The sequence below is a fragment of the Pseudomonas sp. A1230 genome (assembly GCF_044218825.1).
Classification (GTDB): Bacteria; Pseudomonadota; Gammaproteobacteria; order Pseudomonadales; family Pseudomonadaceae; genus Aquipseudomonas; species Aquipseudomonas iridis.
In genome coordinates this window covers 1,872,155-1,896,433 of record NZ_CP162582.1, presented here as the reverse complement: position 1 = coordinate 1,896,433, position 24,279 = coordinate 1,872,155, and the positions used below count along the sequence as shown (strand labels likewise).

Annotated in this window: 22 protein-coding genes; 14 read left to right on the top strand and 8 right to left on the bottom strand. The window is 58.6% G+C overall.

Annotated elements, in window-relative coordinates; genetic code table 11:
• The 5 genes from AB4P97_RS09055 to AB4P97_RS09035 all read left to right on the top strand — a co-directional run bounded on the left by AB4P97_RS09055 (position 1) and on the right by AB4P97_RS09035 (position 4,521).
• On the top strand, positions 1–573 hold the full coding sequence (locus tag AB4P97_RS09055; RefSeq protein WP_042559054.1) for a hypothetical protein: 573 nt from the start codon (positions 1–3) through the stop codon (positions 571–573).
• 71 nt (positions 574–644) lie between these two features.
• Positions 645–1,637 (top strand): hypothetical protein, encoded by a 993-nt coding sequence (locus AB4P97_RS09050; RefSeq protein ID WP_042559053.1) that lies wholly within the window; start codon positions 645–647, stop codon positions 1,635–1,637.
• Positions 1,638–1,700: 63 nt separating this feature from the next.
• On the top strand, positions 1,701–2,381 hold the full coding sequence (locus AB4P97_RS09045) for a C39 family peptidase (protein ID WP_042559052.1): 681 nt from the start codon (positions 1,701–1,703) through the stop codon (positions 2,379–2,381).
• Positions 2,382–2,424: 43 nt separating this feature from the next.
• Positions 2,425–3,171, top strand: a complete 747-nt coding sequence (locus AB4P97_RS09040) for a hypothetical protein (RefSeq protein ID WP_395602488.1) — start codon at positions 2,425–2,427, stop codon at positions 3,169–3,171.
• Between the two features lie 45 nt (positions 3,172–3,216).
• Positions 3,217–4,521: a hypothetical protein gene (locus AB4P97_RS09035; RefSeq protein ID WP_115148041.1), complete on the top strand. Its 1,305-nt coding sequence runs from the start codon at positions 3,217–3,219 to the stop codon at positions 4,519–4,521.
• A 65-nt stretch (positions 4,522–4,586) separates the two neighbouring features.
• Here AB4P97_RS09035 and AB4P97_RS09030 read toward each other — a convergent pair whose 3' ends face one another.
• The gene (locus AB4P97_RS09030) at positions 4,587–5,912 is read right to left on the bottom strand and encodes a sigma-54 dependent transcriptional regulator (RefSeq protein ID WP_042559049.1); all 1,326 of its coding nucleotides are present in this window, start codon (positions 5,910–5,912) and stop codon (positions 4,587–4,589) included.
• A gap of 367 nt (positions 5,913–6,279) precedes the next feature.
• Between AB4P97_RS09030 and AB4P97_RS09025 the strand changes: the two genes are divergently transcribed.
• From AB4P97_RS09025 to nhaB, 3 genes are all read left to right on the top strand, one after another.
• The gene (locus tag AB4P97_RS09025; protein ID WP_042559048.1) at positions 6,280–6,546 is read left to right on the top strand and encodes a hypothetical protein; all 267 of its coding nucleotides are present in this window, start codon (positions 6,280–6,282) and stop codon (positions 6,544–6,546) included.
• Between the two features lie 282 nt (positions 6,547–6,828).
• Positions 6,829–8,118 carry a hypothetical protein gene (locus AB4P97_RS09020; protein ID WP_395602487.1) on the top strand — a complete coding sequence of 430 codons (1,290 nt, stop codon included), beginning with the start codon at positions 6,829–6,831 and terminating at the stop codon, positions 8,116–8,118.
• Positions 8,119–8,303: 185 nt separating this feature from the next.
• Positions 8,304–9,806, top strand: a complete 1,503-nt coding sequence (gene nhaB / locus AB4P97_RS09015) for a sodium/proton antiporter NhaB (RefSeq protein WP_042559046.1) — start codon at positions 8,304–8,306, stop codon at positions 9,804–9,806.
• A gap of 117 nt (positions 9,807–9,923) precedes the next feature.
• Here nhaB and AB4P97_RS09010 read toward each other — a convergent pair whose 3' ends face one another.
• From AB4P97_RS09010 to gnd, 3 genes are read right to left on the bottom strand one after another with little or no spacing between them, the layout of a single operon-like run.
• A complete protein-coding gene (locus AB4P97_RS09010) occupies positions 9,924–10,733 on the bottom strand; it encodes an HAD family hydrolase (RefSeq protein WP_395602486.1) in 810 nt (269 codons plus the stop codon).
• Positions 10,730–12,253, bottom strand: a complete 1,524-nt coding sequence (gene zwf, locus AB4P97_RS09005; RefSeq protein ID WP_042559044.1) for a glucose-6-phosphate dehydrogenase — start codon at positions 12,251–12,253, stop codon at positions 10,730–10,732. The genes AB4P97_RS09010 and zwf overlap by 4 nt, the downstream gene beginning before the upstream one ends.
• Complete coding sequence (gene gnd, locus AB4P97_RS09000) at positions 12,250–13,230, bottom strand: phosphogluconate dehydrogenase (NAD(+)-dependent, decarboxylating) (protein WP_042559043.1); 981 nt, start codon at positions 13,228–13,230, stop codon at positions 12,250–12,252. The genes zwf and gnd overlap by 4 nt, the downstream gene beginning before the upstream one ends.
• A 272-nt stretch (positions 13,231–13,502) precedes the next feature.
• On the opposite strand from gnd, the gene AB4P97_RS08995 reads away from it, so the two are divergent.
• From AB4P97_RS08995 to AB4P97_RS08980, 4 genes are all read left to right on the top strand, one after another.
• Entirely contained in the window at positions 13,503–13,685 is a 183-nt protein-coding gene (locus AB4P97_RS08995) for a DUF6026 family protein (RefSeq protein WP_042559042.1), read from the top strand.
• 212 nt (positions 13,686–13,897) lie between these two features.
• Positions 13,898–15,646, top strand: a complete 1,749-nt coding sequence (locus AB4P97_RS08990) for a phosphoethanolamine transferase CptA (protein WP_395602485.1) — start codon at positions 13,898–13,900, stop codon at positions 15,644–15,646.
• A 147-nt stretch (positions 15,647–15,793) separates the two neighbouring features.
• Positions 15,794–18,040, top strand: a complete 2,247-nt coding sequence (locus AB4P97_RS08985; protein ID WP_395602484.1) for a TonB-dependent siderophore receptor — start codon at positions 15,794–15,796, stop codon at positions 18,038–18,040.
• Positions 18,041–18,206: 166 nt separating this feature from the next.
• The gene (locus tag AB4P97_RS08980) at positions 18,207–18,416 is read left to right on the top strand and encodes a hypothetical protein (RefSeq protein ID WP_395602483.1); all 210 of its coding nucleotides are present in this window, start codon (positions 18,207–18,209) and stop codon (positions 18,414–18,416) included.
• A gap of 86 nt (positions 18,417–18,502) precedes the next feature.
• On the opposite strand, the gene AB4P97_RS08975 is transcribed toward AB4P97_RS08980, so the two are convergent.
• From AB4P97_RS08975 to zapE, 3 genes are all read right to left on the bottom strand, one after another.
• The gene (locus tag AB4P97_RS08975) at positions 18,503–19,000 is read right to left on the bottom strand and encodes a GNAT family N-acetyltransferase (RefSeq protein ID WP_115148045.1); all 498 of its coding nucleotides are present in this window, start codon (positions 18,998–19,000) and stop codon (positions 18,503–18,505) included.
• A 121-nt stretch (positions 19,001–19,121) separates the two neighbouring features.
• Positions 19,122–19,703, bottom strand: coding sequence for a DinB family protein (locus AB4P97_RS08970; RefSeq protein ID WP_395602482.1), 582 nt, complete (start codon positions 19,701–19,703; stop codon positions 19,122–19,124).
• A gap of 17 nt (positions 19,704–19,720) precedes the next feature.
• A complete protein-coding gene (gene zapE, locus AB4P97_RS08965) occupies positions 19,721–20,839 on the bottom strand; it encodes a cell division protein ZapE (RefSeq protein WP_395602481.1) in 1,119 nt (372 codons plus the stop codon).
• A 316-nt stretch (positions 20,840–21,155) separates the two neighbouring features.
• Here zapE and AB4P97_RS08960 point away from each other — a divergent pair, with 316 nt between their 5' ends.
• Together AB4P97_RS08960 and AB4P97_RS08955 are read left to right on the top strand one after the other, a co-directional pair.
• On the top strand, positions 21,156–22,622 hold the full coding sequence (locus tag AB4P97_RS08960) for a nucleobase:cation symporter-2 family protein (RefSeq protein WP_042559035.1): 1,467 nt from the start codon (positions 21,156–21,158) through the stop codon (positions 22,620–22,622).
• A 68-nt stretch (positions 22,623–22,690) separates the two neighbouring features.
• Complete coding sequence (locus AB4P97_RS08955) at positions 22,691–23,164, top strand: LEA type 2 family protein (protein ID WP_395602480.1); 474 nt, start codon at positions 22,691–22,693, stop codon at positions 23,162–23,164.
• A gap of 118 nt (positions 23,165–23,282) precedes the next feature.
• Here the strand turns inward: AB4P97_RS08955 and AB4P97_RS08950 are convergent, their stop codons facing one another.
• A complete protein-coding gene (locus AB4P97_RS08950) occupies positions 23,283–24,206 on the bottom strand; it encodes a carbon-nitrogen hydrolase family protein (protein ID WP_395602479.1) in 924 nt (307 codons plus the stop codon).
• Positions 24,207–24,279 lie beyond the last annotated feature (73 nt).

Here is a 24,279-nt window from a genome sequence, read left to right as displayed (position 1 = left end):
ATGAATCGCACTCTCCTTCTCCTCGCCGTGCTCGGTTGCACCAGCGCCATGGCTGACCCGAATTCAGTCAACAGCGCGAACATTCAGGATTCAGGCATGCAATACCGCGGCAATTTCAACGTCAACCAGGCCGCCGGTGACCAGATGCAACAAGCCAATACCAAGGCGATCGCCATCGGTACCGAATCTCAGGCCAGCACCCGCGTCATTCAGAGGATCGACACACCTGCCGATCGCTCGATGAACGCCACCGCCAACATCGGCGGCAACTCTTTCAGTAATGGCAACGGAATTCTGGGTGTCAACCAGGGCGCCGGGGCCAACAACCAAATGGCCAATGTGACGCGTGTCAGCATCAGTGCTGCCCCGCAGAGCATTGACGATAGCGCCCTTTCGCAACAGAACGTGGCGTTGTTACCGAGCTCAGGAGCAACTGGTACCTCAATCGGCAGTCGCCAGGTCACGACAAGTGATCAGGCCTTCACCGGCAGCCGCGGGGTAATCCAGGTGAACCAGAGTGCCGGGGTGGGGAACCGAATGGCTAACACCCTGAGCATCCGGGTCGCAGACTGACCCAAATAAAAAGCAGTGCAATTAGAAAGTACCAACACTTAACCAACTAATAAGCACGATGGAGAAACACCATGAAACCTACAATGGCTCTCAAACCACTGGTTTTCGCACTTGCAGCAGTGATGGCAATCGCAGCACAGGCAGGCGGTCGTGATGACGATCATGGTAATGGGCACGGCAACGGGCATGGTAATAACCAGCCTAAAGGCCCAACCCTGGAACAACTGCTGCAAATCACCGCAGGCGCCGGCGCCGCTGTGCTTGACGTGCAAGACAGCGACGGCAACGTGGTGAAAAACCAGGGCACTGTGAATAACGCTAACGCCAGTGACTCGCTCAACAATTCCAACGGCAACATGGGCGCCAACGTTGCAGCCGGCGACGGCAACCAGCAGGACAACGCTGCTGCACTGGCTACCGCTGACGAAAGCTTCATCTTCGGCAACGCTGTTGCTGCCTCGAGTGCTACTCAAGTCAACAACAACAACTATGTGAAAAACTCGTCCACCTTCAACAACGCCAATCTCAACAACGCAGGCAACAATGGTTCCGGCAACATCGGTATCAACGTCACTGCCGGCAACTTCAACCAGCAGAAAAACAACCTGGCGATCGCCGTATCCGGTGGCCGCGTAGCTCAGGCTGCTGCTTCTGCCAACCAGTCTTCCACTGGCCTGGTTGTAGAAAACAAAGGCGTGCAGGCCTACAAAACCGACACCCTCACCGGCACCTATGCCGCTGCCGGCGTGTTCAAGGCAAAAGGCACTGCAACCATCGAAGACGATAATGATCACGGCGGTTGGGGCAATCGTGGCGGCGGCCACGGCGGCAACGATGACCAGAAAGCCAAGTTCGAAGCCGTGGGTACCTTTGGCCTCGCTGGCGTAACCACTCAGCAAGTCATGACCAAAGACGGCTGGAAAGCGCCAGTGGTCAACAATGCCAACATGACCAACTCGATGAACAACTTCTCCGGCAACGGCGGAGCCAACGTCTCGGCGGGTGTGGGCAACCAACAAAGCAACTCGCTGTCCATCGCCGCAGGCTGCAGAGCCTGCATGTAATCGCGATCGAAACGAAAGCCCCGGAAACGGGGCTTTTCCTCAGTCCGCAAAGGCGTATCGATCATGCGTAAAACGGCCCTTTTCGCTTTGCTTTGCCTGTGTGGCCTGACTCAGGCTGCGCAGATGCCTGTGGCTGCCCTGCCGGGCGGCGTACTGGTCTACAAGGACGTGCAAAGCATTCGTGAGCGCAAGTTTGCCGACATCGTCGAACAGAAAACCGATTTCAGTTGCGGCGCTGCCGCACTGGCCACGGTGTTACGCCAGGCTTATTGGCTTGACGTCGATGAAGATCACATCATCAAAGGCATGCTGGTCAATGCAGACCAGGACCTTGTTCGTACTCAAGGTTTCTCCATGCTCGACATGAAGCGCTACGTGGAAAGCATCGGCATGCGTGCCAGAGGTTACCGGATACCGCCCGAGAAGCTCGAAGCGGTGACGATTCCGGTGGTGGTACTGATAGATATTCGCGGCTACAAGCATTTCGTTGTGTTGCAGCGTGCAGACAAGGAGTGGGTTTACATCGGAGACCCTGTCCTGGGACATAAGCGCTACAAACACGATGACTTTGTCAAAGGTTGGAACGGCATTGTCTTCGCCATCGTCGGCCCCGGGTACGACAAGGCCAACGCCTTGCGCAGTCCACCGGTACCGTTGACGGCCAAGAACCAGCTGGATGGCTTCAACCCTGTCAAAGATGCTGAATTGATGGATTTCGGGTTCATACAGAGCGACTTCTTTTAATCGCCGATTATAGAAATGGGACTGGATGTCCCGGGAGCAGCAAATGAAAACCTCATACTGGCTGGCCGCCGCCTGCCTGGCGGCGAGTGCTTCAGGCTATGCCAATGCAGGATTCACACCTATAGAAATCAACGACCATGAGCTCGCCGAGCTGCGTGGCCGTTATGTCATGCCGGGGCGAATTATCAGCTTCGGCATTGTCATGAGCAGTACCTGGCGCAACGCCAGCGGTGACTTGATCGGGGCCGCGACCTCGATGCAGATTCAGGCCGCGACGGTCAAACCGGAATTCTACGTCTCGACCATCAAAGAGACCGGCAACGGCAGCGTCCCTGTGCTGGGTACGGGCGCCGTTATCGGTGGCGCGGGACTCAACAGCAGCCAGGGCGTGACGCAAAGCGTACGTGCCGCCGGCGACAGCAATACCGCCAACAACAATGTTGCAATCAACGTCAAAGAAGCCAGTCAGGCACCTGCATTGGCACCTTCCCAAGGCCAGGCGCTGGTCGCCGGACAAACCATCAATGGCAGCAACGCTGCGGGCAGTGTCGCGGTTTCGGCCACTGGCGGCGGCGTTCAAATGGCAATTCAAGCCAGCGGCAATCAGGGAACTGCACTGCAACAGGTCGCCCAGGGCGGTTTGCTGCAGAACACTCGATTGCTGGGCAGCGCCAACGTGGTCAACAACCTGACTCAACTCAACGTCGTACTCAACAATAACGGCAGAAGCGCCGGTGCACTGGACTGCAACCTGACCCAACTCGGTGCCCTACGCAGTATTGGATATTGAACTACGCTGATTCTCGATCATTGGGCTTAAAGGGACGGCTTATTCATGTATCGATCAGTATCACTGCGCGCAGCAGTGTGTTTGAGCACTCTTATCCCTGCCGCGATGCTGCAAGCGGCTCCTAACGCGGATGTAGAGGCCCTGAAACAGGAACTTCTGGAGCTGAAGCAACGATACGAAGTACAACAAAAAGCCCTGGCGGTACTCGAGCAACGGGTTCGCCAGGTAGAAGATCAACCCTCTGCCCCACCACCAAAACGGCTGGCGAAATCGCCGTCGGACATGAAAGGCAATCGCGTCGCCACCGGCACCGGTGCCGCCGCAGCATCAGGAGGAGCCGCCGGGGGCAGCGGCGCCTCTTACGGGCAATCGCTGGCTGACGATTCACAACCGGCGCAAAGCGTATCCAACCTCTATGACGAGGCCAGCGGCTTTTTTGGCGGTGGCAAATTCAGCGTTGAAACCGGCATCACTTATTCGCGCTATGACACTCGCCAGCTGATTCTCAACGGCTTTCTGGCACTGGACTCGATTTTTCTCGGCAACATCAACCTCGACCGGATCAAGGCCGATACCTGGACGCTCGACCTGACAGGCCGCTACAACTTCGACAATCGCTGGCAGTTCGATTTGAACGTGCCCGTGGTGTACCGCGAGTCGACGTATCAGTCGGGCGGCGGCAACGAGGGTGCGGCGGGCGTCACCACCGAGGAAACCGTCACCAAGGATCCAACCATCGGCGACGTCAACTTCGGTATTGCGTACAAGTTCCTCGACGAGTCGGTCAACACGCCGGATGCGGTAGTCACCTTGCGGGTCAAGGCGCCAACCGGCAAGGATCCGTTCGGGATCAAACTGCGCCAGACCGACGCCAACTCCAACCTGTTCGTACCTGACACCCTGCCGACCGGTAACGGCGTCTGGTCGATCACACCGGGCATCTCGCTGGTCAAGACGTTTGACCCGGCCGTGCTGTTCGGCAGCCTGTCCTATACGCACAACCTCGAGGAGTCGTTCGACGATATCAGCTCCACCGTCAACCAGAAAAACCCGGGCAAGGTGAAGATTGGCGACAGCTTCCAGATCGGCGCGGGTATTGCCTTCGCACTGAACGAGAAGATGAGTATGTCGTTCTCGGTATCCGACCTGGTGCAGCGCAAGAGCAAATTGAAGCAGGATGGCGGGGATTGGGAATCGGTGGTGTCCAGCGACGCCAACGCCGGTTACTTCAACGTCGGTATGACCATTGCGGCCACCGACAACCTGACCATCGTGCCCAACTTGTCCATCGGCATTACCGAGGATGCGCCGGACTTTTCCTTCAGCCTGAAATTCCCGTACTACTTCTAAACTTGCCTACATGAAAAAGGCCCGCTGCGAGATGATCGCAGCGGGCCTTTTTTATGCTCTCCGCCCTAGCGGATCTGGTGTTTGTGCAGCAAACGGTAGAACGTCGGTCGGGAAACGCCGAGCACTTTGGCTGCAACGCTGAGATTATCGCTGTGCCGGTTCAAGACGTCGCACAGGGCCTGGCGTTCGGCGCGGGTCTTGTAGTCTTCCAGGGTGCCCATGGGCGTGGCGATCGAATGCTGGCTGATCAGCCCCAGATCCCGCGCTTCGATCTGCCGGCCTTCGGCCAAAACCAGCCCCCGACGCACGCGGTTGGCCAATTCACGCACATTGCCCGGCCAGTCATGCTTGCCCATGGCAATCAACGCATCTTCGCTGAAGCTGCGCGGACGGCGGCCAGTTTCGTGGCTATAGAAATGCGAGAAGTGGTTGGCCAGCATCGACAGATCACCATGCCGTTCGCGCAACGGCGCGGTGACGACTTGCAGCACGTTGAGCCGGTAATACAGGTCTTCCCGAAAGCGCTTCTTCTCGATTGCCGCCTCAAGATCGACGTGGGTCGCCGCCAGCACGCGTACATCCACCGCAATAGGCTGACTGCCACCCACTCGCTCAATGTGTTTCTCCTGCAGAAACCGCAGCAGATTGGCTTGTAATTCCAGCGGCAGATCGCCAATTTCATCCAGAAACAACGTACCGCCGTTGGCCGCTTCAATGCGCCCGACCTTGCGTTGATGGGCGCCGGTAAACGCACCTTTTTCGTGGCCAAACAGCTCGGACTGAATCAAATGCTCGGGAATCGCCCCGCAATTGATCGCCACAAAAGGCTTGCTGTGGCGTTGGGATTGGCGATGCAGTGTGCGCGCAACCAGTTCCTTGCCAGTGCCGCTTTCGCCACGGATCAACACTGGCGATTCGGTGGGCGCCAGTTTACTGAGCAACTTGCGCAGTTCGCGGATCGGTTTGCTGTCGCCAAGCAGTTCATGCTCAGGCTGATCGACGTGGATCGTGCCCTGCCCGCGCAGCCGCGCCATGCCGAAGGCCCGGCCGAGGGTGACCTGCACCCGTGACACGTCGAACGGCAAGGTATGGAAATCGAAAAACCATTCGCAAACGAAGTCGCCAACGTTCTGCATTCGCAGAACTTCCTGATTGAGCACAGCGATCCATTCGGTGCCGCTGCGGCTGATCAGTTCTTTAACGGCTTCGGGTCGTTCCAGATGAAAGGGCTGCAAACGCAAGAGCCCGACATCACAGCTGCGGTCGGCAGCGTTTTCCAGGGTACAACTGTCGACATCCCACCCTACCGCGCGTAAACCCGGTAACAGGCGATGGCAGTCGTCGCACGGATCGACCACCAATAAACGTCGTAACGCAGGCGCTTCGCTCATGACTGTTCCTTGGCGCCAAATTTTAGGAAAAGGTTGAAAAAACAGTCATTTGGCAGACCTGGCTGTAACACTAGCAAGATTTTGACAGCGCCTTGTATCGTTTGCTTATAGGTGTACAACCAAACTCGTTATAAGAACGTTAGTTGTTAGTTAGCTATCGACTTATGTCTGTTTTTTACTCGCCGTTAACAAGCTTTCGCCAAGCTTTCAAAACTGACTTAAAACCGGGTGTATGAAAGAAAGTCGAAATTTCTTTGCCAAGAGTGTGACCTGCTCCCCGGTTGCGTGCATCAGTACAAGTAACCAGCCGAACGGTCAGCCCAACCGACGGCAAATCACTGATTGGGCACTATAGAGAGAAGACCCCATGACCGCCCCGCTCCGTATCAACGAAGCACTTTTGATTGCCAACCACGCCTTCAAGCCTTTCCAGTGCGTGGCCTGGGCGCCGCAAGACGGCAATGGCGAACTGAGCCTGACCGTTATCGACCGCACCAACTCCCACATCGGTCGCAAACAGATTCCCAGCAGTGCCTACTCCGATCCAGCACAACTTGAGCAACTGCTGCAGCAGGCGCGTGCTGAACTGAGCGAAGAAGGTTACGCGCTGCAATCCTGGTCGATGCCACACTGATAACCGGATGATGCGGATGACTTCCTGGTCATCCGCCCTCCTCTTGTTAGTTGCTGTTTCTGATGAGTCCTCGGTACTTTTGTACAACTTCGGGGATTACGCTCCAGCGTAAACTGCTTGGCACGCTTGCAATTGGTTCAAAAAGACACTGTTCTGGCACAGTGCGACCCTCCACCTGTTAGTTCTTACAGTTGTACTTCCCTCAGTTCAGGTTTTGAATGTTCCGCTCATGCAGTTACCAGCCGGTTTTCGGTGTTGGTCAACTCGCAAGGAGATGCGTGCATGTCCACACTGAACGCCTTTGCGCTCCCAGCGTTATTGAATGACGCGGGACAACTTGACCAAACCTTTGCCCACGGCGGCGTTGCCCAGGTGTATTTCGCCGGCAGTTTGTCCAGCCTGACCGAGGATGTCGCGCTCGATGCGCAGGGGCGGATTCTGGTGGCGGCGAAAGTCGGCGTTGCCGAAGGCAGCCGTTTCGGCCTGGCGCGGTTACTTGAAGATGGTTCTGCGGATTTGTCCTTTGGCAATCAGGGCAGCGTGATTGACACGTTTACCCATGGTTTCGAAGCAATGGCCGGCAAAGTCCAGGCGCTCGCCGATGGACGCATCCTGCTGGCCGGTTTGCACTATGAAAACAGCCATCGCACCTTGCCCGCCCTGGCCTTGTTCGACGCGCAAGGCAATCCGGATCAGACGTTCGGCGACAATGGCCGGCAAGTCGTGCGTCTGCCGGGCGATTTGTCCATGGGCACCCGCGATACCTGGCTCCCGCCCGGTGTACCCGGTGCCGAAGCCTGCGACTTCGCGGTTCAGGAGGACGGGCATATTCTGCTGATCGCCAACCATCACTTCGAACTCGCCGATCATGCCGGCATGCTGATCCGTCTCAAACCCGACGGTAGTCTGGATGAGACTTTCAACGGTCGCGGCTTCGTGATGATCCGCCATTTGCTGCTCAATACCTGGCTCAACAGTCTATTGTTGCAGGCCGACGGACGGATCGTGGTCGGCGGATCGATCGACTTTCCGCAGCAAGGTCTGTTGGCGCGATATCTGCCCGAGGGTTGTCTTGATGAAAGCTTCGCGGTGGATGGTTTCATGGCGTTCACCGCCCAAGGCAAAAGTGCACTGGTCAGTCAGATTCTTGAGTCCACCGAATCACTGCACTGTTTCGGCAGCAGTCGCGACCCGATCCGCTGCCTGGCGCTCACCCTGCACCCCAATGGTCGCCCGGATTCGCACATCAACAATGGCCAGCCGCAACTGCTCGAAATCGGACCCAGCGGCTGCCAGTGGAGCGCTGCGCAACGCATGGCAGACGGTCGGATGATTGCGGTGGGAGCAACCCTTGGCGGTGTCGAGGCAGACTTCATCGTCGCTCGTTATCGCACCGATGGCAGCCTCGATCCAAGCTTCGGTCATGGCCGCGGCTGGCTACGCACACGCCTTGGCCGCAGCCTCGACACGGCCAACTCACTGGCCGTGCAACCAGACGGCGCGATACTGGTGGGTGGCTATTCGCTGGATGGCAACTACCGGGCGATGGTTGCGCGGTACCTCAATCACTGAACTTCCCCTGACACAATTACGCCTCCTGCAGGCGCTGCCGAAGGCTGCTATTTTTTGATTTTAGAAACAGGATCGAAGGATCGCAGCCTTCAGCAGTTCTAAAGGGGCGTGTTTCAGGCAGTTAGAACTTGAACTCGGCTGAAACATCCGGCAACTTGCGCGCTTCTGAATACAAGGAGCAACCGATGTCCGGTTCAATCGCCCAGGCGCTCGCGCACAACTTTCTCGGGCACTCGCCACGTTGGTACAAGGCGACCATCGTCGGCTTCCTGATCCTCAATGCGCTGGTGCTCTTCACCGTCGGCCCCGTCGCGGCGGGCTGGCTGTTGGTGATCGAGTTCATTTTCACCCTGGCCATGGCCCTCAAGTGCTATCCGCTGATGCCCGGTGGTTTGCTGTTGATCGAAGCCCTGCTGCTGAAGATGACCACGCCGCAGGCACTCTACGATGAGCTGGTGCACAACTTCCCGGTAATCCTGCTGTTGATGTTTATGGTCGCCGGCATCTACTTCATGAAAGACCTGCTGCTATATCTGTTTTCGCGACTCCTGTTGGGCGTGCGCTCCAAAGCGATACTGTCGCTGATGTTCTGCTTTTTGTCGGCGTTTCTCTCGGCGTTCCTCGATGCCCTGACGGTAACCGCAGTGATCATCAGCGCAGCGGTAGGCTTTTACTCGGTCTACCATCGGGTGGCCTCGGGCAACGATCCGCGCAAGGACAGCGAATTCGGCAACGACCAGCATCTGCCGGCCCTGCACTATGACGACCTGGAACAATTTCGCTCGTTTTTGCGCAGTCTGTTGATGCACGGCGCGGTCGGTACAGCGCTTGGCGGCGTCTGTACGCTGGTGGGCGAACCGCAGAACCTGCTGATCGGCCATGAAATGGGCTGGCATTTTGCGGAGTTCTTCCTGAAAGTCGCGCCGGTGTCCCTGCCGGTATTGGCAGCGGGCCTGGTGACCTGCGTGTTGCTGGAGAAACTGCGCTGGTTCGGCTACGGCACCCTGCTGCCGGACAACGTACGCGCCGTACTGGCCAACTACGCCGCCGAAGACAACGCCGAACGTACCGCGCGTCAACGCGCTGCGCTGCTGGTGCAAGGCGCCGCCGCGCTGATCCTGATTGGCTGCCTGGCCTTTCACGTGGCAGAGGTCGGCCTGATCGGCTTGATGGTGATTGTGCTGATCACCGCATTTACCGGGATCACCGACGAGCATCGTCTGGGCAGCGCGTTCAAGGACGCCATGCCGTTCACTGCATTGCTGGTGGTGTTTTTTGCCGTGGTGGCAGTGATTCACGATCAACAGCTGTTTGTGCCGCTGATTACATGGGTACTGGCGCTGCCGGTGGAGCAACAACCGGGGATGCTGTTTATCGCCAACGGTCTGTTGTCGGCCATCAGCGACAACGTGTTTGTCGCAACCATCTACATCACCGAAGTGAAGCAGGCATTCCTCGCCGGCCACATGAGCCGCGAGCATTTCGAGACGCTGGCGATTGCGATCAACACCGGCACCAACCTGCCGAGTGTGGCGACGCCGAATGGTCAGGCCGCGTTTCTGTTCCTGCTGACGTCGGCGATTGCGCCGCTGGTGCGCTTGTCTTACGGGCGGATGGTATGGATGGCAGTGCCTTACACCGTGGTGATGGGCCTGCTGGGCTGGTATGCGGTGAGTTACTGGCTGTAACCACGATCCCCGTGTAGGAGCTGCCGAAGGCTGCGATCTTTTGATCTTTTTTTTAACAATCAAGATCAAAAGATCGCAGCCTTCGGCAGCTCCTACAGGGGTTCGGTGATTCAGGGCTCAGCGAGGGAGGATGTATTTCTCGATCGCCTGGGCTACACCGTCCTCGGTGTTCGGCGCCGTCACCACGTCAGCCTGACGCTGCACCGCCTCTTCCGCCTGGCCCATGGCAATCGACAATCCCGCGCAATGGAACATCGCCGGATCATTGCCGCCATCGCCAATCGCCGCTGTGTGCGCAAGCGACACGCCCAGATGCGCAGCCAGTGTCGCCAGTGCCGTGCCCTTGTTCGCCTCCAGCGCCGTGACGTCGAGGTACACCGGTTGTGAGCGCGAGACTTGCGCCATGCCGTTGACCTTGGACAACAGGCGCGCTTCCAGCTCGATCAGAAACTCGGTGTTGTCACTGGTCGCGACGATCTTGTCGATGCGCTCCAGATACGGCTCAAAACTCTCCACCACCACCGGCGGATAACCAAGGCCATGCTGCTCGCGCGGCACCATCGGCCCGTGCGGGTCTTTGAGCAGCCAGTCACCGCCGCTGAACACCCAGACTTCAACATCAGGCTGGTCCGCGAACGTCGCCAGTGCAATCAGTGCGGTTGTCGCCGGCAGGTAATGCGCCACCAGCAGACTGCCGTCCGGATTGACGATCGTGCCGCCATTGAACGCCGCCGTCGGCAGGTCGACGCCCAAGGCTTCGATCTGCTGCAGCATGGCTTTGGGTGGACGACCCGTGGCGAGGCTGAACAGCACGCCCGCCTCGCGCAACGACCGAACAGCATCGATGGTGCGCTGGCTCAGACTGTGATCGGGCAACAACAGCGTGCCGTCCATATCGCTCAGCAAAAAACGGACAGGCTCGCTCATCCCAGACCATGCCAGACGCGGCCATCGCGAGTCAGCAGATCTTCGGCAGCCTGTGGGCCGTCTTCACCGGCGGCATAGCTTTGCACGCTCGCATCCTGCTGCCAGGCGTCGAGGAACGGCTGCACGGCACGCCAGCCATTCTCGATGTTGTCGGCGCGCTGGAACAGTGTCTGATCGCCAGTCAGGCAGTCGTAGATGAGTGTTTCGTAGCCGGTCGACGGCTGCATCTCGAAGAAATCCTTGTAAGCGAAACCCAGCTCGATGTTGGCCATGTTCAACGCCGGACCGGGACGTTTGGCCAGCAGATCGAACCACATGCCTTCGTTCGGCTGGATCTGGATGCGCAGGTAGGTCGGCTGCAACTCGTCGACTTCGGTGTCGCGAAACTGCGCATAAGGCGCCGGTTTGAAACAGATAACGATTTCGGTGTCGCGCACGCTCATGCGCTTGCCGGTGCGCAGGTAGAACGGCACGCCGACCCAGCGCCAGTTGTCGATCATCACCTTGAGCGCGACGTAGGTTTCGGTGCTGCTGTCGGGTGCAACGTTGGCCTCTTCGCGATAACCGGCCAGTGGTTTACCGCCCACTTCGCCGGCGCTGTACTGCCCGCGTACCGAGTTGGCCCGCGCTTCTTCGACGGTCCATGGGCGAATGGCGCCGACCACCTTGGCCTTCTCGCCCCGCACCGCATCGGCGCCGAACGCCGCCGGAGGTTCCATGGCCACCATCGCCAGCAACTGGAACAGGTGATTGGGCACCATGTCGCGCAGCGCGCCGGTGTGTTCGTAAAAACTGCCACGGGTTTCAACGCCAACGGTTTCCGCGGCGGTGATCTGTACGTGGTCGATGTAGTGATTGTTCCAGAATGCTTCGAACAGGCTGTTGGAGAACCGGCTGACCAGAATGTTCTGCACGGTTTCCTTGCCAAGGTAATGGTCGATCCGATAGATCTGCTTCTCGGACATCACCTTGAGCAAACAGGCATTCAGTGCTTCGGCAGTTTGCAGATCGGAGCCGAACGGCTTCTCGATCACCACCCTTCTGAACGCTTCAGGAGTTTCCTCGAGCAAACCGGCGCTGCCGAGACGGCGCACCACTTCGCTGAAGAAACGTGGCGCGGTGGCCAGATAGAACACCGCATTGCCGGTGCCGCTGTCGGCGATTTTCGCCGCCAGCGCGGAATAAGTGCTGTCGTCCAGGAAGTCGCCCTGGACGTAGCTGATACCTTTGGCGAGCTTGGCCCACAAGGCCGGATCAAGCATCTGATCGCCCTTACCGACCTTCGCCGCTACTTCGGTACGGATGAAGTCTTCGAGTTTTTGCGCGAAGGCTTCATCGGTAATGGCGTTGTGATCAACGCCGACGATCCGCAGACCCTCATCAAGCAGGCCGTCGCGACTCAGGTTGTACAGCGCGGGCATGAGCAAGCGCTTGACCAGGTCACCGTGGGCACCGAACAGAAACAGCGTGGTCGGTGGTGCGGGTTCTGCCTTGGATTTTCTGCGGATCGTATGGGTCATTTTTTCGCAGTCTCTACGTGGCCGCCGAAGCCGAAGCGCTGGGCCGAAAGAATCTTGTCGCCAAAAGTACCCTGACCGCGTGAGCGGTAGCGCGAGAACAGCGAGTTCGACAGCACCGGCACCGGCACCGCTTGTTCCATGGCGGCTTCGATGGTCCATTGACCTTCGCCACTGTCTGCCACCGAGCCGGAGAAACCGTCGAGTTTCGGGTCGCTGGCCAAGGCGTCGGCAGTCAGGTCGAGCAACCAGGACGACACCACGCTGCCACGACGCCAGACTTCAGCGATGTCAGCCACGTTGAGATCAAAACGCTGATCTTCCGGCAGACGCTCGCTGGATTTGGTCTTGAGGATGTCGAAACCTTCTGCGAAGGCCGCCATCATTCCGTACTCGATGCCGTTGTGAATCATCTTCACAAAATGCCCGGCACCGGCGGGACCGGCGTGGATGTAACCGTGCTCGGCACGCGGGTCATCGGACTTGCGGTCCTTGGTGCGCGGAATATCGCCCATGCCCGGCGCCAATGCGGCAAACAGCGGGTCGAGACGTTTTACGGTCTCGGCATCGCCGCCGATCATCATGCAGTAACCGCGCTCCAGGCCCCAGACGCCACCGGAGGTGCCGACGTCGATGTAGTGCAGGCCTTTCTCGGCCAGGGTTCTGGCGCGGCGGATGTCATCCTTATAGTTGGTGTTGCCACCGTCGATAATGGTGTCGCCAGCTTCCAGCAGGTTGCTCAGCGTTTCGATGGTGTCTTCGGTCGGCGCGCCGGCCGGCAGCATGACCCACACGGCCCGTGGTTTGGCCAGGCCTGCAACCAGTGCCGGCAAATCGGCAACGCCCGTGGAGCCCTCGGCGACCAGGTTATCGATGAAAGCGGTATTGCGGTCGAAAACAACGGTGGTGTGACCGTTGAGCATCAGACGCCGCGCAATATTGCCGCCCATACGGCCCAGTCCAATAATCCCGAGTTGCATGTGCTGATGCTCCTTACTACAAATAATGTGTGTCAAAAGGTATAGCCCAACGCGACTAATGGAGGTTAGTCCAGAGCACCGGGATGAAGTTTCCGGGCATTGTGCCCGATCTAGACTGATAACGCCCTCAAACCTGTCGAAGACACACCGACAATGAAAAATAAAAAAGTTCCATTCAGTAGCAAAAGAAAACAAAATTGATGCCGATAGTAAGTCAGCACCTCAAAACGGGGGCTATTTACAGTTGAGACATACCATTTGCGAGGTGAGCAATGGGCACAGTACACACAGCAATGCCGGCACAAACCCTGTACGTCACGATTCGTCGCGATGAATTGCGTCAGTTGAAAGACGAGCGCGACCAATTGAAGCAGGAGTTGGCGCAACTGCGCGCGTTGACCCATGGCGCTCAGTCCAAACCGCTGCCGGTTGTCCAGCGTCACCCGCACGCCTGATCTTCCCCGCTGTTTTCGGGAGCAGCCGACGCTGTTCCCGTCACGATGTACCCATGGCCGTTTAAGCACAGACAAGCGCGCCGATTAACAAAACTTTCACATTCCCTTCGTGATACTGCGCCGCATTCTGGCCGTACCTGCGCGTGCGGCGTCCGTTCGTCGGTTTCATGGATGTTCCGGCGGTAGTTGTAACGAGTGAGCTGGAGCGCCGAATGGCATTGTTCAAACGCAGCAAAACGACTGCGGCAGGTTTCGATTGGGCCGGTGTTCTCTGGCTGTTTGTATTCTTCTGGTACTTCTCCGGCATTACCCAACTGCTGATTCAGATAACCGGTACCTCCGGCTTCACGGGGTTTCGCCAAGCGTTCGTGATGAGCGCGATCTGGCTGGCACCGATGCTGTTGTTCCCCAAACGCACAAAACTGCTCGCCGGCCTGATCGGCGTGGTGCTGTGGGCCTGTTCGATGGCCAGCCTGGGTTACTTCTTCATTTATCAGCAGGAATTCTCCCAGAGCGTCATCTTCATCATGTTCGAGTCGAACGTGTCTGAAGCCGGCGAGTACATGACTCAGTACTTTGCCTGGTGGATGGTGGCGGCGTTCCTGGCGCATACCGCATTCGCCTGGTTCCTGTGGACTCGCTTGCGCCCGGTGTACATGCCCCGTGGCCGCGCAATGGTCGCTGCCGCGGCTATCGTGATCGCTGTCGTCGGTTATCCGCTGGTCAAGCAAACGCTGCGCATGGGCTCCTTCGCTCAAGGCTTCGAGAAATTCGAAACCCGTATCGAGCCGGCGGTGCCATGGCAAATGGCAGTGGCTTATCACCGTTATCTCGACACCCTGGAAGACATGCAGGGCATGCTGGACAGCGCCAGCAAGATCCCGCCGCTGCATAACCTCAAGGCTGCCGGCGCCGATCAGCCGTCAACGCTTGTGCTGGTAATCGGCGAGTCGACCAACCGTCAGCGCATGAGCCTGTACGGCTACCCGCGCAACACCACGCCGGAACTGGACAAACTCAAGGATCAACTGGCGATTTTCGACAACGTCGTGACCCCTCGCCCTTACACCATCGAGGCGTTGCAGCAGGTACTGACTTTCGCTGACGAAGAAAACCCGGACCTCTACCTGTCCACGCCATCGTTGGTCAGCATGATGAAACAGGCGGGTTACAAGACCTTCTGGATCACCAACCAGCAGACCATGACCAAGCGCAACACCATGCTCACGACCTTCTCAGAACAGGCCGACGAGCAGGTGTACCTCAACAACAACCGCAACCAGAACGCTGCCCAGTACGACGGCGACGTGATCGAGCCGTTCAACAAGGCGCTGGCCGATGCGGCGCCGCGTAAGTTGATCGTCGTACATTTGCTCGGCACCCACATGAGCTACCAATACCGTTATCCGCCGACCTTCGACAAGTTCAAGGATCGCAACGGTGTTCCGCCGGGTGTGCGTGATGATCAGGTACCGACCTACAACAGCTATGACAACGCCGTGCTGTACAACGACTTTGTCGTCTCGAGCCTGATCAAGGATTACGCCAAATCCGATCCGAATGGCTTCCTGCTGTATCTCTCGGACCACGGCGAAGACGTGTTCGACTCGGTAGGCCACAGCACCCTGGGCCGCAACGAAAACAAACCGACCGCGCCGATGTACACCATTCCGTTCATGGCCTGGGCCTCGCCGAAATGGCGCGAAAACCATGACTGGAATCTGGCCGGTGACTTGCAGCGACCGTACAGCAGCTCGCATCTGATCCACACGTGGGCAGACCTGGCCGGTTTGAGCTTCGACGAACTGGACCGCAGCAAAAGCGTGGTCAGCGACAGCTTCAAGGTTCGTCCACTGCTGATCGGCGATCCGTATCAACGTGAACAACGGGCGCTGATCGATTTCAGCCTGATGAAGCCCAAGCCCGTCGCGGGCTCAGAGTCGAAAGTCGTACAACAGTGACATCGCAAAGGGGCCGAAACCGGCCCCTTTTTCATGCCTGCAACATTTTCAAATGAAAGTATTTCGCGTTTGATACTAAATCGCAGTTTCGCGCTTCGTCTTTGAACAAACGGATTTTTTCCCCTCGAAGACAAGGAGTCGGCTGCGATGTTCGCGCCCATCACCCGTTCCATGACCCTTACCCTGGGCCTCTGCGGAGCCGCCCTGAGCCCCGATCTGCTGGCTGAATCCGAAGCCGAAAAACCACCGGAGCCCACCGCTCCGGCGCTGGAACTGGCATCGACCAACATCTCCGCGCAAGGCCTGGGCAGCAGCACCGAAAACACCCACGCTTACACCACCGGTGCCATGAGCACCGCTACGCGGATGAACCTGTCGATCAAGCAAACGCCACAGTCGGTGTCGGTGGTCACCCGCCAGCAGATGGATGATTTCAAGCTCGGTACATTGTCCGAAGCCATGAGCCAGACCACTGGCGTGGTGGTCCAGCACCTTGACTCGGATCGGGTCAGCTATTCCTCCCGGGGTTATTCGATCAACAACTTCCAGATCGACGGGATGCTCAACACGTTCGACCGCATGAAGTCCGACGCCGACACCATCATCTACGACCGCATAGAAGTCGTGCGCGGTGCCACTGGCCTGACAACGGGTGCGGGCGATCCGTCGGCGACCATCAACATGGTGCGCAAACGGCCGACGGCCCAGCTTCAGGCGTTGGCCGGGGTCAGCGGTGGCAGCTACGACGATTACTACAGTTACGTCGATGTCGGCGGCCCGCTGGCCTTTGATGGACGTTTGCGCGGGCGTACGGTGCTGGCTTATCGCGACAGCCAGTCGTTTCGCGACAAGTACGCGCTGCAACGGGAAGTCGGCTACGGGATTCTTGAGGCCGACCTGACCGATTCCACGGTGCTCGCCGTGGGTTATGACTATCAGGACAAGCAGGTGCAAGGTTCGGCTTGGGGCACCGTACCTTACTGGAACGCCGACGGCGGCAAGGCCGGACTGGGTCGCTCGACCAATATGGCGACTTCCTGGAGTTCGTGGCCGCTCAAGGATAAAACCGCCTTCGCCACCGTTGATCAGGCACTGGCTGGAGGCTGGCACCTGAAGGCGGCCTACACCCATCGCCAAAGCGATATCGACGGCAAGGTCTACTATGGCGGCGAAGGTTTCCCCGACGCAGACCGCAGTGGCATGGTCGCTTACTCTTCGCACATGGTCGGCACGCAGAAAATGGACGTCTATGACTTCAATCTCTCCGGTCCCTATTCGTTGCTCGGTCGTGAGCACGAGATGATGTTCGGCTATGGCGAAGCAGAACACCGCTCCTACTCCCCGAAGACCGTCAACGGACCGCGTGCCGCCGGTTACGGCAGCATCCGCGACTGGAAATACATGGGCGATATCGCCAAGTTCCCCGACACCGTCACAGGCCTCACCAGCTCCAGGGGCAACACGCGACAGAAGGCGGGCTATATCGCCACGCGCCTGAGCCTGACCGATCAGTTGCACGCCGTGATCGGCAGCCGCTACGGCAGTTGGGAAGGCGAAAATGCCGACTACTCGTATGACAAAAGCCTGCGATTGACACGCGTTGAAACAACTCGCCAGCAACAAAATGACGTCTGGACACCCTATGCCGGCCTGCTCTACGACCTGACGCCGGAATACACCGCTTACGTCAGCTACACCGATATTTTCAAACCGCAGAGCAACCGCGACAGCAGCCGCAAGTACCTCGATCCGGTCGTCGGCAGCAACTATGAAGTGGGCCTCAAAGGCAGTTTGCTGGAAGAGCGGCTCAACGTGGCCACGGCGCTGTTCTGGAGCAAGCAGGACAACGTTGCCGAGGTCGACAATTCGGTGCCGCCAGATCCGGTCACCCGCGAAAAGTTCTACAAGTCAGGCGGTAAAGGCAACAAGGTCAATGGTTTCGAAGCCGAGGTCTCCGGCGAAATTCTCAACGGCTGGAACATGACCGCCGGCTACACCTACACCCATTCGGCCAACGGTGAGCAACAACGCACCAATGAAAACCAACCGCTGAACATGCTGCGGCTTTCCACGGCGTATCGTTTGCCGGGTGAATGGCAGGCGTTGACCGTCGGCGGTGCAGTGAATTGGCAGAGCCGTATTTTCAGAGATTCGAATCGCCCGATCGGCCGCGATGCCGAGGGCGAATTCATCACCGAAAATGCCAAAATTCACCAGGGCGCCTACACCGTGGTCAAGCTGATGTCGCGCTACGCGATCGACAAAAACCTCTCGGCCTCGCTGAACGTCGATAACCTCTTCGACAAGAAGTACTACGAAAACGTCGGTTTCTACAACGGCGTGTATTGGGGGGATCCGCGCACAGTGACGGTGAGCCTGGACTGGAAGCTCTGACTTTCTTTTATGCACCCATCACCTGTAGTGCAGGAACAAGCGTCCTCGCTACAGGTATGGCACGCCGTCAAAGGGTGTTAACCCCGAGTTAATTCGCTCCGCACACAATTGCCTCCGAGATCTGCTTCATGGACGAACGGCTCCGACTTGTTCAGTAGGAGGCACCATGAAAATCAACACCGCAATGCTTGCCGGGCTACTCGCCCTTGGTTCCGCCAGCGCTTTCGCTGAAGGTGGCGCCGAACGCATGCGTCATTACTTCGACAATTTCCCGGTCCATCACGCGCAAAGCGAACAGGCGAACGACGCCAACGCGAAAGAGATTCGGGTTCCCGCCGATCAGACGGCGCAAGTGACCGAGTCCTACCGCGACTGAGTTTTTACAGAGCAACCGATGAACCTCCCACGGCTGCGCTCCGGCCTGGGGGAAGACAGTTAGGCGCCCTTTTCGGGCGCCTTTTTTTATGCCTGAAGATCCTTGATCCAGAACAGCATGCGCCCGTGATCAGGGTTGAACATGCCGGGCGCAAAGCCGAATTTGCTGTAGGCGTTCTGCGCCACGGCGTTGCCTTCCAGTACTTCGAGAGTGATCTTGCAGCAGCCGCGCTGACGGGAGATTTCCTCGACCTTGCGGAGCATTTTCTGGCTCAACCCCAAACCGCGAAACTTGCTCATCACCGCCACATCGTGGACGTTGACCAAGGGTTTGCATGCGAACGTGGAAAACCCCTCAAAGCAGTTCACCAGCCCTGCGGGTTCACCGCCGACGAACGCCAGCACACTGAAGGCGTGCGGCCGGCGCGCCAGCTCTTCGGGCAGTCGTCGCAGCAACTCAGGGTCGATCGGCTGCTCGCCGCCCATGGGATCTTCTGCATAGTGATTGAGTACAACGCCAATGGCCTCGGCATGCACTGGATTGGTGTAACTGGCCTGAAGCACAAGAATTTCTGCGGAATCCATTTCCATCCCCGAACACAAAAGCCCCAGCGCGCAAAGTGCTTGCTGAAAGGCACAGCAAGACCTTAGCGCGAGCGCGGTGCGGCCGACAACCCGCAGGGAAAGCAAAAGATCACAAGGTCGCTCAACGACCCCAGATCAGCTCCTCGGTCCAGCCCAGCTCAGCAAAATCCCCGGCGCGCAATCGCGCCTCACCCACACAGAAAAACTCGTCGAGTTGTGGCGGTTTCACGGCGGTTTCGCTGAGCATCGCGTGCACCTGCCCACGGTGATGAATCTGATGCTCAAACAGGTGTGAAAGCATGCGCAAGCGGCTGTCGTGCTGCGGTGTCTCGCGGGCGATAGTGACGAGTCGGCCCAGATCGGCATCGCGCAGTTGTTCGCAATAAGCGATCAGCCGACGATCGACATGGGCCTGTTCCTCACGCAATGGAAGTGGGTCGGTAAAGGGTTCGGCGGCGTTGAAAAACACGTAGCAGTCAGGATGCGGTTCGTCCCCGCGCAGTTCGCGCTCCAGCGCATCCACGTAGAACCAGTCACAGGTGAGAATGTGGTTGAGGGTCAGCCGCAGGCTCGGAAAAAAACTCACCCGAGGGGCCGACAGGTCGCTGTCGTCGAGTTGCGTCCAGGCCTTGGCCAGTCGGTGATTGGCCCAGGCGTTTTGATACGCCATGGTCAATAGATGATGGGACAGCGGCTGGTTCATGTGGGCGCCCTCTTCTTTCAAGCCTCGGCAAAGCGCTGCAATTGCATTTCCTGCAAGCGACTGAGGGTGCGGCGGAACGGGAACTGCAGATAGCCCTCGGTGTAGAGCGTCTCCATCGCCACGTGCGCCTCCATGTACAGCGGCACCTTGCGGTCGTAGCACTCGTCGACCAAGGCAATAAAACGCCGCACGCCATCGTCGTGCACCGATAACTGCGGCAACTCACGATCCCCCGCCACCACTTGCGCGCTGCCATCCTCGGTGCCGCGAGCGATGCGTCCTTCGCGCTTCTGTGCGCTGAGGTTCGGCACCTCGCTCAACAGAATAGCCCGGTAGTTGTCGCACAGCGCGATGAAATCCATGGCGGCGAACGGTTGCTCGCACAGGTCGGCGTAACGACACCAGAGCACAGTCGGACTGGCCTGCACCACGTTGAGCACTCGATGGCCGACCGTTACCGGTTCAGCGCTGGCCGATTGCCCGGCCGTCAACGCGTCAAAGACCTCGCCCAGCGCACTGGTGCTTCCGGCATTGGCGACAAAATAGCGCTGGTGGATCGCGCCCGGATGCAGGCGATGATCCTCGGCGCCGTTCACCGGGACCACCTGCATATGCGCCTTGATCGCGGCAATCGCCGGGACAAAACGGTCGCGATTGAATCCATCGGCGTACAAATCATCCGGCGGCAGGTTGGAGGTACAGACCACAACCACGCCTTCGTCGAACATCACCTGGAACAGGCGCCCGAGAATGATCGCATCGCCTATGTCGTTGACGAACAGTTCGTCGAAGCACAGCACCCGCACTTCGCTCGCCAACTCCTTGGCCAGCGCACGCAGCGGATCGGCGATGCCAGTCAACTGGAACGAACGCTGGTGCACCCAGCCCATGAAATGATGGAAGTGTTGCCGCCGCGCCGGCACTCGCAAGCTTTGATAGAACTGATCCATCAGCCACGTCTTGCCGCGCCCGACGGGGCCCCACAAGTACACGCCGCTGACCGAGCGGGCGCCGGCGTGCAAGGCTTCGTGGCATTTTTGCAGCGCCCATACGGCGTGTTCCTGAGCTTCATCCTGGATGAAACCCTTGTGCTCGATGGCATGCTGCCAGGCGCTTAGCGGAGAGTCGAAAGTCATGCGCGGCAGTATGCCATGGTGTCCCCCGAAAAAATGTGGGCTTTTTGCCGACGTTTTTAACTCTTCCCAATCCCTTGTAGGAGCTTCGAGTGAAACGAGGCTGCGATCTTTTGATCTGGCTTGTGATCTGAACAACCAAAGTCAAAAAAACGCAGCCTTCGGCAGCTCCTACAGGATCGGGGCTGTATTCAAACCTTCCACACCCAATAAAACCTGACCTTTCAGGCAGTTTTATTGCGTTGCCCTCGCCGCCCTCTTCCGGCATCCTGCGCCTCCATTTTCTGACCCGGCCCCGCCTCACGGCGCGCAAATCATCATGACCGCCTCCGAAAAAGCCCTGCGCAACAACGATCTGATCTACGGCCTCAACGACCGCCCGCACCTGACCGCCACTGTGTTTGCAGCGTTGCAACACGTGTTGGCGAGTTTCGTCGGCATCATCACCCCAACCCTGATCATGGGCGGCGCCCTCGGTCTGCAAAGCGAAATCCCTTACCTGATCAGTATGGCGCTGTTCGTCTCGGGCCTGGGCACGTTCGTTCAGGCCAAGCGTTTCGGCCCGGTAGGCTCTGGTTTGCTGTGCCTGCAAGGAACAAGTTTTTCCTTTATCAGCGTGATTCTCAGTGCCGGGTTTATGGTCAAGGCCCGCGGTGGCGGCACCGATGAAATCCTCTCGACAATCTTCGGCGTGTGCTTTTTCGCCGCGTTCATTGAAGTAGCGCTGAGCCAGTTCATCGGCAAATTGCGCATGCTGATTACCCCGGTGGTCACTGGCACGATCATCACGCTGATGGGCCTGTCGCTGATCAAAGTGGCAATGACCGACATCGCCGGCGGTTTCGGCGCGGCGGACTTGGGCGGCGCCAGCCATTTGTTTCTGGCGGCGCTGGTGCTCGGCACCATTGTTGTGCTGAACCGAGTCGACGTGCCGTTCCTGCGTCTGGGCGCGATTGTTATCGGCCTGACCCTCGGCTACGTCGTTGCGTGGTTGATGGGCGCCGTCGACTTTGCCAATTTGCCCGACGTGCCAGTGGTCAGCGTGCCGGTGCCGTTCAAGTACGGCTTCAATTTCGACTGGGTAGCGTTTGTACCCATCGCAGTGATTTTCCTCGTCTCGCCACTGGAAGCTGCCGGTGACCTGACTGCCAACTCGATGATTTCCCGGCAACCGGTCAAAGGCCCGTTGTACATCCGCCGGATCAAGTCCGGTTTGCTCGCCGATGGTCTCAACTCGGCAATGGCAGCGGTGTTCAACAGCATGCCGATGGTGACTTTCGCGCAGAACAACGGCGTGATTCAGCTCACTGGCGTTGCCAGCCGTTACGTCGCCTTCTTCATTGCCGGGCTGCTGGTTTTGCTGGGGCTGTTCCCGATGATTGGTGCGGTGTTGCAACTGATGCCCAAACCCGTGCTCGGCGGCGCCGAACTGGTGATGTTCGGCACCGTGGCCGTGGCCGGGATCAAGATCCTCGCCGAGGCTGGCCTGCACCGGCGCAACATGCTGATCGTGGCCATTTCCCTGGGCATGGGCCTGGGCATCGCCGCCGTGCCGGAAGTCCTGCGCGAACTGCCCCAGGCGCTGCGCAACATCTTTGAATCGCCGATCACCGTGGGCGCGTTGTGCGCTATCGTGCTGAACATCTTCCTGCCGGAAGAATTCATCGAACTTGAGGAGGACGACTTCGATCCGGAAGCCTCTATCCTGCAAGTCATGGAAAACCCGGATGTCCCGGCCAAGGGTGAACCTGCCTCGCCTGCGGCTGTCGCACAGTTGAACCGCTAACGCTGCGCTCTGAATAAAAAAGGGCTGATCCGGTAGCGGCTCAGCCCTTTTTTGTTGAGAGACTGTTTATGCGCCGCTTGCACGCTTTGATCCTGTCGCTACTTTTGCTGTCGCTCAGTGCCTGCGCGCTGTTTCCCAATCGTGACCCGGTCAACATCAACGTGGTCGGGATCGAACCGCTGACCAGTCAGGATCTGGAAGTGCGTTTCGCGATCAAACTGCGCGTACAGAACCCCAACGAAACCGCTATCGATTACAACGGCATCGCCCTCGATCTGGAGGTCAACGGCCATGCGCTGGCCTCGGGCGTCAGCGACCAGCGCGGGACGATCGGGCGGTTTTCCGAAACCGTGGTCAGCGTCCCGGTCAGCGTTTCCGCGTTCTCGGTGTTGCGCCAGACCCTCGGCCTGAGCCAGACGCAAACCCTCGACAACCTGCCCTACGTGCTGCGCGGCAAACTCGCCGGCGGACTGTTCGGAACCATGCGTTTTGTCGACAGCGGCAAGCTCAGCCTGCCCAAGGCCAGCGCCGCGACCTGGTGAAAATGCGTTAGCCTCGCTGATCAACCGATCTGACCTTGCCAGGCCGGCGCAATCCCGGATCCCGGTTGTTGTCCTGTGGGGATTCAGATACGACCCAGGCCAGGCTTTGCCACAAGGGTTATGTATTGAACCGCACGCCCGGTTTGGCGCGCCCATCAACGCTCAACTCGAACACATCCGGCCGCGCATAATGGCCTACCACGTCGAAGTCATAGCGCGCCCGGATCAGGTCATCCGTATCGATTTCAGCCGTCAGCAGCCCTGCCTCGCCGCGTAACGGCCCCGCCAGCACATCACCCATCGGCCCGACGATCACGCTGCCACCGGCAATCAATGGACGATCCTGCGGCCAATTGGCGATCTCTAAACCCAGCTCATTCGGCGACGCCTGCACCTGACAGGCGCTGACCACAAAACAGCGCCCCTCATGAGCGATGTGGCGCATGCTCACCTGCCACATCTCGCGCTCATCCACGGTCGGTGCGCACCAGACCTCAATACCCTTGGCGTACATCGCCGTGCGCAGCAAAGGCATCATGTTCTCCCAGCACACCACCGCGCCGAGTTTGCCGACCTGGCTGTCGAGCACCGGCAGCGTCGAGCCGTCGCCCTTGCCCCAAATCAGCCGCTCGGTACCGGTGGGCATCAGTTTGCGGTGTTTGGCGACAAGTCCTGACTGCGGATCGAAATACAGCGCCGTGCAATACAGCGTGCTGCCCGAGCGCTCGATCACGCCGATCACCAGATTGGCCCCGGTGCGCGCCGCCAAAGCCGCCAACGCGTCGGTCTCCGCACCCGGCACATCAATGGCATTGGCAAAATAACGCGCATACGCTTCACGACCTTCTGGCAATCGATAACCCAGTTGCGTGCCGAAGCCCTCACCTTTCGGATAGCCACCGAGCAAGGCTTCCGGCATCACCACCAAAGCCGCGCCTGATTCAATGATGGCCGCCTCCCAACTGAGAATCTGCGCCAGGGTTGCGTCTTTGCCGCCGGGTAATGCACCGATTTGCAGCGCAGCAACGATTGATTTTGGCATCGCGGTCACTCCATCCGATTCAAGTGTTGCTGATTCTCCGGCGTCACGGGATCATGAATAAAGCCCCGTTCGC

Coding starts and splice junctions, on each gene's coding strand:
- AB4P97_RS08990 (WP_395602485.1), top strand. CDS start 13,898: ATGGCATTGTTCAAACGCAGCAAAACGACTGCGGCAGGTTTCGATTGG.
- AB4P97_RS09035 (WP_115148041.1), top strand. CDS start 3,217: ATGTATCGATCAGTATCACTGCGCGCAGCAGTGTGTTTGAGCACTCTT.
- AB4P97_RS09045 (WP_042559052.1), top strand. CDS start 1,701: ATGCGTAAAACGGCCCTTTTCGCTTTGCTTTGCCTGTGTGGCCTGACT.
- AB4P97_RS08985 (WP_395602484.1), top strand. CDS start 15,794: ATGTTCGCGCCCATCACCCGTTCCATGACCCTTACCCTGGGCCTCTGC.
- zwf (WP_042559044.1), bottom strand. CDS start 12,253: ATGACCCATACGATCCGCAGAAAATCCAAGGCAGAACCCGCACCACCG.
- AB4P97_RS08995 (WP_042559042.1), top strand. CDS start 13,503: ATGGGCACAGTACACACAGCAATGCCGGCACAAACCCTGTACGTCACG.
- AB4P97_RS09025 (WP_042559048.1), top strand. CDS start 6,280: ATGACCGCCCCGCTCCGTATCAACGAAGCACTTTTGATTGCCAACCAC.
- AB4P97_RS08950 (WP_395602479.1), bottom strand. CDS start 24,206: ATGCCAAAATCAATCGTTGCTGCGCTGCAAATCGGTGCATTACCCGGC.
- AB4P97_RS09030 (WP_042559049.1), bottom strand. CDS start 5,912: ATGAGCGAAGCGCCTGCGTTACGACGTTTATTGGTGGTCGATCCGTGC.
- AB4P97_RS09040 (WP_395602488.1), top strand. CDS start 2,425: ATGAAAACCTCATACTGGCTGGCCGCCGCCTGCCTGGCGGCGAGTGCT.
- AB4P97_RS09050 (WP_042559053.1), top strand. CDS start 645: ATGAAACCTACAATGGCTCTCAAACCACTGGTTTTCGCACTTGCAGCA.
- nhaB (WP_042559046.1), top strand. CDS start 8,304: ATGTCCGGTTCAATCGCCCAGGCGCTCGCGCACAACTTTCTCGGGCAC.
- AB4P97_RS09055 (WP_042559054.1), top strand. CDS start 1: ATGAATCGCACTCTCCTTCTCCTCGCCGTGCTCGGTTGCACCAGCGCC.
- zapE (WP_395602481.1), bottom strand. CDS start 20,839: ATGACTTTCGACTCTCCGCTAAGCGCCTGGCAGCATGCCATCGAGCAC.
- AB4P97_RS08975 (WP_115148045.1), bottom strand. CDS start 19,000: ATGGATTCCGCAGAAATTCTTGTGCTTCAGGCCAGTTACACCAATCCA.
- AB4P97_RS08960 (WP_042559035.1), top strand. CDS start 21,156: ATGACCGCCTCCGAAAAAGCCCTGCGCAACAACGATCTGATCTACGGC.
- AB4P97_RS08955 (WP_395602480.1), top strand. CDS start 22,691: ATGCGCCGCTTGCACGCTTTGATCCTGTCGCTACTTTTGCTGTCGCTC.
- AB4P97_RS09020 (WP_395602487.1), top strand. CDS start 6,829: ATGTCCACACTGAACGCCTTTGCGCTCCCAGCGTTATTGAATGACGCG.
- gnd (WP_042559043.1), bottom strand. CDS start 13,230: ATGCAACTCGGGATTATTGGACTGGGCCGTATGGGCGGCAATATTGCG.
- AB4P97_RS08980 (WP_395602483.1), top strand. CDS start 18,207: ATGAAAATCAACACCGCAATGCTTGCCGGGCTACTCGCCCTTGGTTCC.
- AB4P97_RS08970 (WP_395602482.1), bottom strand. CDS start 19,703: ATGAACCAGCCGCTGTCCCATCATCTATTGACCATGGCGTATCAAAAC.
- AB4P97_RS09010 (WP_395602486.1), bottom strand. CDS start 10,733: ATGAGCGAGCCTGTCCGTTTTTTGCTGAGCGATATGGACGGCACGCTG.